The 7,428-nt window shown below is 57.9% G+C and carries 6 protein-coding genes; all 6 read left to right on the top strand.

The window, feature by feature from the left end; all coding sequences use genetic code 11:
- Window positions 1–994: 994 nt before the first annotated feature.
- The 6 genes from AB4Z35_RS24400 to AB4Z35_RS24375 all read left to right on the top strand — a co-directional run bounded on the left by AB4Z35_RS24400 (window position 995) and on the right by AB4Z35_RS24375 (window position 7,428).
- Complete coding sequence (locus AB4Z35_RS24400; RefSeq protein ID WP_442099891.1) at window positions 995–2,179, top strand: flavin-dependent monooxygenase; 1,185 nt, start codon at window positions 995–997, stop codon at window positions 2,177–2,179.
- 137 nt (window positions 2,180–2,316) lie between these two features.
- Complete coding sequence (locus AB4Z35_RS24395) at window positions 2,317–3,438, top strand: LLM class flavin-dependent oxidoreductase (protein WP_442099890.1); 1,122 nt, start codon at window positions 2,317–2,319, stop codon at window positions 3,436–3,438.
- Window positions 3,439–4,157: 719 nt separating this feature from the next.
- Complete coding sequence (locus AB4Z35_RS24390) at window positions 4,158–4,517, top strand: DUF6124 family protein (RefSeq protein WP_442099888.1); 360 nt, start codon at window positions 4,158–4,160, stop codon at window positions 4,515–4,517.
- A gap of 295 nt (window positions 4,518–4,812) precedes the next feature.
- Window positions 4,813–5,310 (top strand): hypothetical protein, encoded by a 498-nt coding sequence (locus AB4Z35_RS24385; RefSeq protein ID WP_442099886.1) that lies wholly within the window; start codon window positions 4,813–4,815, stop codon window positions 5,308–5,310.
- A gap of 97 nt (window positions 5,311–5,407) precedes the next feature.
- A complete protein-coding gene (locus AB4Z35_RS24380) occupies window positions 5,408–5,935 on the top strand; it encodes a peptidoglycan recognition protein family protein (RefSeq protein ID WP_442099885.1) in 528 nt (175 codons plus the stop codon).
- Between the two features lie 602 nt (window positions 5,936–6,537).
- Complete coding sequence (locus AB4Z35_RS24375; protein WP_442099883.1) at window positions 6,538–7,428, top strand: VOC family protein; 891 nt, start codon at window positions 6,538–6,540, stop codon at window positions 7,426–7,428.

Genomic DNA, 7,428 nt, shown 5'->3' with positions numbered 1-7,428 from the left:
TTTACAAGCGCCTAAAAAAAGTAAGCAAAAAAACGCTCGCCCCTTACGTACGGCCCCTCGCTTAGGCTCGGGGTTCCTTCGCTCCGGCATTCATCCGGGGGCATCGCCTCCGGTCGGCTTCGCTCGACCTCCTCTCGATGTGTTCGGCTACGCCGAACGGCGCTGCGCGCCTACCCCCGGATGAACACCTCCACTCAGCCTTCCGAGGGGGCGGGTGGATCAAGATCAAGAGCTGCAGGCGAGCTAACGCTCGGCCTGATGAGTGGTGAAGAGCGTGGGGGTATGCCGATCTGCCGTTGCTCTTCTGTAGGAGTGAGCTTGCTCCGGGCGGCGTTCCGACGATGGCGGCCTGACAGCCGACCTGGTATTTGCAGATGTCCGCAATCCCTGTGGGAGCTGGCTTGCCTGCGATGGCGGCCTGTCAGCCGACCAATTTCTTCCGAATGTACCCCGCCCAACTGTAGGAGCGAGCCTGCTCGCGATGACGGCCTGCCAGCCAACCAATTGCTTGCAGATGTACTCAGTACCTGTGGGAGCGAGCTTGCTCGCGATGGCGGCCGGCCAGTCGACCAGGTACCGCACAGACGAACGTCCCCAATAACCAGGCCGGCCGGTAGGCCGCCTCGGGTGCCGTAAGGGCGGAACCATAAGCCGCCGTTACCGCAGCAACGGATATGTACCCCTACAAAATAATCATCGCCTGATACATAGCCATCGCGAGCAAGCTCGCTCCCACAGGGATCTTCCGTGGCCACAAGTCCTGAGTAAAACCGGAGACCCAATGCGGCAGCGAGCCTGTCCGCGAATACGGCCTGTCAGCCAACACGCCCCCTTTCAGATACACCCCCAGACACCTGTTCCCCCAATCCCACATGGTCCGTTTGAGGGATGTCCACTCTGTTGCGCATTGCTTGAATGCCAGTGTAGGGGCGCTACACCCGCCCCGTTGCACGCGCGCCCCGGCGGATGGGGTGAACAAAGGAGAACAATAAAAATGCTCAATCAAGACCTGATTCGCCAGCGTCTGAGCCAACGTGCCCGCGAGCTGGTGCCGATCCTGCGTGAGCGTGCCCTGAACGCCGCGCAAGCCGGCCAGTTGCCCGAAGAAACACTGAAGGATTTCCAGGACGCCGGGTTCTTTCGCATCCTGCAACCGTCCCGCTGGGAAGGCTATGAGCTGGAGCCCAAGGATTTCTTCGAGGTACAGATGACCCTTGCCGAAGGCTGCATGTCCTCGGCCTGGGTGCTGGGGGTGGTGGCGATCCACAACTGGCAACTGGCGCTGTTCGACGACCGCGCCGCGCAGGATGTCTGGGGTAGCGACTCCAGCGTGCTGATTTCGTCTTCCTATATGCCGGTGGGCAAGGTCGAGCGGGTCGAAGGTGGCTTCAAGTTGAGCGGCCGCTGGGGTTTCTCTTCCGGCAGCAAACATTGCGACTGGGCGTTCCTCGGCGCGCTGGTACCGCCGGCAGAGGCGGGTGGGGCGCCGGATTATCGGACGTTCCTGGTGCCGCGCAGCGATTACCAGATTCTCGATAACTGGAATGTCATGGGCCTGGAAGCCACTGGCTCCCACGACATTCTGGTGGAGAACGCTTTCGTGCCGGAGTACCGCACCCATCGCGCGTTCGACGGTTTCATGCAGGACAGCCCGGGCAACGAGGTGAACACTGCACCGTTGTTCCGCCTGCCGTTCGGGCAGATTTTCGTGCGTGCGGTTTCGTCGTCCGCCATCGGTGCCCTGCAAGGCGCGGTGGATCAGTTTGTCGAGCACAACCGTGCGCGGGTCGGGGTCAATGACGGTCGCAAAATGGTTCAGGATCCGGCCGCGCAATCGGCCCTGGCCAACGCCATGGTCTGCGTCGATGAATGCAAGACCGTGCTGCTGCGCAACTTCGCCCTGATGCTTGAGCGCGCGCAGAAGGGTGAGCCGTTGAGTATGCCCGAGCGGGTGAAGATGCGTTACGACTCGGCGCTGGTGGCCGACAAGTGCGCCAAGGCCGTTGGTGACCTGATGTTCAACAGCGGTGCTTCGACGATCTTCCGCAGTCACCCGATCAACCGTGCCTTCCGTGACATTCACACTGGTCGCGCCCACGTGGCCAATAGCCCGGCCAAGTACGCCTGGAACCTTGGAGGCGTCAGCATGGGCCAGGACAGCAACGACTTCTTCCTCTGACGCGATGCCCGGCTCTTTACCTATAAATCGGCTAGTCCGTTTGCGTGATTCGAGCGCCCCGTCGATGCACGAGCATTGACGGTAAGGCGAAGGTCTACGGCGCCGACTGCGCATCCAAATAAGCACAAGGATCAACCATGAAATTTTCCCTGATTTACGAAGCCCAGACGGTGGACTCCAGCCGTGAAGGCGACCGCAAGATTTTTGAAGACACGGTCGAGCAGGCCGTCCTCGCCGACAAGCTTGGCTTCGACACTTTCTGGTGCGTGGAACACACCGCGCTAAGCAACTACTCGCACATGTCCGCGCCGGAAACCATGCTGGCTTTCGTGGCCGGTAAAACCGAGCGTATCGGCATCGGTCACGGTGTGGTCTGCCTGCCTCCGGCGATGAACCACCCGGTGAAAGTCGCCGAGCGCATCGCCACCCTCGATCTGCTGTCCAAGGGCCGTGTGCATTTCGGTGTGGGCAAGGGCGGCACCCAGCAGGAGTCCGGCACCTTCGGCTACGACCTGGCGACCTTGCAGCCGCAGATCGACGAGATGATGTACCTGATCCCGAAAATGTTCGTGCAGGACGAGATCGAGCACAACGGCGACTTCGTGCAGATCCCCAAGCGTCCGATCCATCCAAAGCCTTACCAGGATCCGCACCCGCCGATGTACCTGGCGTGCACCAACACCGAGTCGCTGAAAAACGCCGGCGGTCGCGGCATGGGTGCGCTGGTGCTGGGCTTCGGTGGCCCGGAAGAGATAGCCAAGAAGGTCGAGGTGTATCACACGGCCTACGACAACCGCGATGAGAAGAAGCAAGTGGGCTTCCGTCCAAACCGTCACATCGCCGCGCTGTGCCCGGCCATCGTGCTGGACGACAACGCAGAAGCGCGCCGCATCGGTATCCGTGGTCAACGCTACTTCATGGAATCCCTGGGCTACTGGTACGGCGGTGGCGAGCGTCCGGACCCGGAGAAGTGGAAGGACGACACCTTCGTCGACGGCAACGGCCAGAGCGTGATCAAGTCGCGCTTCGCGTCCGAAGAAGTCAGCGTCGATTTCTCCGACCCCACCATGGCGATGATGAACCCCAACCACGCCTACGGCACCGTCGAGGATTGCATCAATTATGTGCAGCGCCTGATCGACGCCGGCGCCGACGAAATCCTGTTCATCTGCCAGATGGGCACCGTGCCGCAGTGGGCGCAGCTGGAGACCCTGAAGAATATTGGCGAGAAGGTGATCCCGCATTTTCGTAAGGGCTGATTTGAGATAGCGCAAAACTGTAGCAGCTGCCGAAGGCTGCGTCCGAGTGCGCAGCACTCGCAAAAGGGCAATAGGCGGTGTTTCTGGACGGACTCGGTATGCCAGGTTACGAGCGCTGCGCACTCGGACGCAGCCTTCGGCAGCTGCTACAGTTTTTTCAGGCCTGGCACGGACGTCAGGCCAACTTTCCAACGGGTCCCCAAGGCCCGTTTTTTTATGCCTGCCGAATAAAGATTGAACACCGCATACCCCTTGTAGGAGCGAGCCTGCTCGCGATAAACCGGAGAACGCCGCGGGGTGTCAGGCTTTCAGCGTTATCGTTGACGACCATCGCGAGCAGGCTCGCTCCTACAGGTTAATGTGCAAGCTCGCGCCACCTGTTTAACGGCTGTCAGCGTTACTTGATGAAAGCTACAACGCCTTGCGTCGTTGCCTACAGGTACGCCAGAATTCGCCGGCTTGTGCGCCTTGGACCCCCTCGGTAACTTGATTCGCGTCACTGCTCATCAGTGATCGGGTTTAGTCGCCTGTGGTTACACGAAGCGTGCATGCGTTCCAGAGAGTCAGGTCATTTCATGTCTGCGCTTGATGGTAGCTGTGCGCAGGGCGCTCTCGGGCGCGCCGGTTTCGTGTCTCCCCGGTCGACTAACCTGCGTACAGCTGCCACCCCCTTGTTTGGTCGCAATTGGGTGACGGCTCCAATATCTGGAGACGGAATCATGATCAAGCCTTCACCTAATCCCCCGGAAGCCGATCCGGCATCCCCGAACGAACCCGATTCCAAAAAACTCAACGAAGCCGCCGAGCGAGCCCTCGCTTACCACTTCCCCTCGACAGCCGACATCAAAGCCACCCCTCGAACAATCAGCACGCTGTTCAGTGTCGACCCCGAGGCCACGACCGAAACCCTGGTGGTCTATCTGGTCGAGACCCTGGCCTCGGTCGATGTGATGGTGCATCAACTGGTGGATCATCTGGAGGGCGGTGACCGCAATGCACTGTTGGGCATTTCCAACAGCGTCATGCTCGCCGAGATCACCGCGAACCGTGTGCTGGATCAAATCGATCCGCCTACATAAACCCGCAACACCACCTACCCCTGTGGGTGCGGGCTTGCTCGCGAATAGGTCAGCACAGTCAACATTGATGTTGAACATCAGGCCGCCTTCGTCGGATCACCGCGCGGAGTAACCTCGGTCCCACAGGTTCTGCTGCAAGGTCAAAATTGCGCAGTCACAGCGACTATTCCTACAGGGATTTCTGCGCCTTGACTGAGTGGTCTATAGGCCGTTTATTCTGCCGTCCTCAACAAGGAAATCGACGCCTATCAATGTTGTTGGAGTGCGTCGTTATTATGGAGGATGGTGTATGTGGATGCGCCTTATTCGTCAGCAAGACCGTGAGCGTCAAGGTATAGGTTTCAATCAAATCGAATCTCCATTCTTTGCCAAGTCCATGGTACGGCAGGCGCTTCTGAGCCGCCGCGACGAGGTCTTGGGGCTGGATGATTTTTTGCATGCTCATGGCCGTTCGCGTGGTCAGTTGTTGTACGACGATATGCAACGAATACTGAGTACCGTAGAAAACGGCGATTGGCTGTTGGTCCGCAGTGACCCTTTCAGCCCGTTGAGTGAAGACTCGACAGGCAACTATTCACGCATTGGAGTGCGCTGGCGAGCGGGATCGCAGGATTACCCTCTTGTCGCTCCTGCCGCCCAACGCAAGTCATCGTTGCCAAAAACCGAACCGGTCGCAAACCCGCTACCTCAAGAACGCTCAAAAATGGCTCAACAATTTGCTATTAAGGCGAAGGCGAGCGATCGTCATACCCGACGAACCATCAGCCCTTACTACCATTACTGTCAACGATAGAGCTGCGATCAGAGAAGCAATCATTAGGCTCGCCCGAAAAAATGGTCATGAATTTGTAGAAAGATCGTCCTGGGGAGCTCATGAAGTAAAAGGCGAAATGGTCGATGACTGGGACTACTCGATGATCGCACTTCACCATGCGGGTAGAAGTGTGGGCTGTGGCTTCGGCGCAGGACAAATGCTTGCGATTCAGAGCGAGCATCAGGCTAAATTTGATGACATCAGTTACCACTACGGCATCGACTGTATGGGTAAAGTCTTTGAGGGACGGGACATCCGGTTCAAAGGCTCAAACGTACGTAACTACAACACAGGTGTTATTGGCATCGTTTTGCTGGAAAACCTGACAACCGCGGAAGAAGGTGGCGATATGGTTTCTATTACCCGTCAGGCTCTTGAAACCATGCATGGCAATATGGACCAGAAAATCCCTGCCGTACAAATCGACGCGCTACTGAACTTGATTCAAGCTCTGACCAGTGTTTTCAGGGTGACTACTTTGGGTGGGCACCGTGAATTCCCCATGCAAGCMGGCGAAGGAAAAATTTGCCCTGGCAACATCGGGATGGACCTGGTGAGAATCCTTCGAATCAAAACCCAACTCATGCATCCACCTTCATCATGAAGCCGCTGCTTATTATTTTTCCGATCGCACTCTTCGCTTTTCTCTACATCGGTTTTTACGAAAAGATGGAAGACACGTATCCGGAAAAAATTTTTTTCATTAAGAGAAGTCCGACATTTYAGATGAAGTTTGAGAATATTTTCGCGTACGAATCAGATGACAAAAAATTGAGTGAGCTAAGCGATACGGAACGACAGCTGGTCATCCAGTACTGCAAGTATCGGTTAGGTATAGCTACGACTTTGAAAAGCCAAAACGAGCTTGAAGAATGTAAGAAAAGATAAGTTTCATACCTCCGAACCTTCCTCAAGCGGGCCTGTATGGCCCGTTTTTTTAGCCTGCACCAATGCCCTGTGGGAGCGAGCTTGCTCCAGGCGGCGATCCGACGATGGGGCCCTGTCATCAAACATCTCTGTTGACTGACACACCGCCTTCGCGAGCAAGCCCGCTCCCACAGTTTTGATGCGTGTACCCCATCAAATCCGCTAGTCCCATTGGACGATGTTGCCCCTCCCCGAACCCGCTTGAATAGGCCCTACATAAAGTCTCCCCCGGCAGTCGCCGAAGGGTGGCATCGCCTGAGTAAAACGAGGAGTGCATCCATGGATATCCGTGGTCTGGGTTACGTCACCCTGCTGTCCAGCGATCTGGCGCAATGGCGTCATTACGCGAGTCAGGTGCTGGGCATGATGGTCAGCGGCGACGATGAGCTTTTGTACCTGAAAATGGACGAGCGCCATTACCGCATCCTGGTGCAGAAAAATGCCGACAACGGCTTCGGTGCCTGCGGCTGGGAAGTGGCCGGCAAGGCGGCGCTGGAACAGGCGGTCCTCGAGCTGCAACAGGCCGACGTGCAAGTGACCCGTGGTACCGCGGCCGAAGCAGAACTGCGCAAGGTTCAGGAGCTGGTGCACTTCAGCGACCCGGATGGCAATCGTCACGAACTGTTCTGGGGCCCGTTGCAGGACTTCGCCCGTTTCGTCTCGCCGGTCGGCGTCAAAGGCTTTGTCACCAACGACCTTGGCATGGGCCACGTCGTACTCCCGGCGCCGGCCTTCGAGCGTTGCCGCGATTTCTACGAGCAGGTGATGGGGTTCGGTCTGTCGGACCTGATGAAAGTCCGCTTCACCCCGGACCCGGCCGAACCGCAAAAGCGCATCCACTTCCTGCACTGCAACAATGGCCGGCACCACTCGCTGGCGATTTTCGAGTGCCCGATGCCCCACGGCTGCGTGCACATGATGGTCGAGGTGAATGCGCTTGATGAAGTGGGCAGGGCGCTGGACCGCGTCCACGCCAACGGCGTGAAGTTGTCGGCCACCCTCGGCCAGCACACCAATGACCAGATGATCTCTTTCTATATCAAGACCCCGTCCGGGTTTGACCTGGAGTACGGCTGCGATGGCCTGGTGGTCGACTGGGACCGCCACACGCCGTTCGAAAGCACCGTGGTCAGCCACTGGGGCCACGACTTCAGTGTCGGTCGCCAATGA

The sequence above is a fragment of the Pseudomonas sp. KB_15 genome (genome assembly GCF_052114525.1).
Classification (GTDB): Bacteria; Pseudomonadota; Gammaproteobacteria; order Pseudomonadales; family Pseudomonadaceae; genus Aquipseudomonas.
This window is presented reverse-complemented; position numbering and strand designations above follow the sequence as displayed.

Coding starts and splice junctions, on each gene's coding strand:
- AB4Z35_RS24375 (WP_442099883.1), top strand. CDS start 6,538: ATGGATATCCGTGGTCTGGGTTACGTCACCCTGCTGTCCAGCGATCTG.
- AB4Z35_RS24385 (WP_442099886.1), top strand. CDS start 4,813: ATGCGCCTTATTCGTCAGCAAGACCGTGAGCGTCAAGGTATAGGTTTC.
- AB4Z35_RS24400 (WP_442099891.1), top strand. CDS start 995: ATGCTCAATCAAGACCTGATTCGCCAGCGTCTGAGCCAACGTGCCCGC.
- AB4Z35_RS24390 (WP_442099888.1), top strand. CDS start 4,158: ATGATCAAGCCTTCACCTAATCCCCCGGAAGCCGATCCGGCATCCCCG.
- AB4Z35_RS24395 (WP_442099890.1), top strand. CDS start 2,317: ATGAAATTTTCCCTGATTTACGAAGCCCAGACGGTGGACTCCAGCCGT.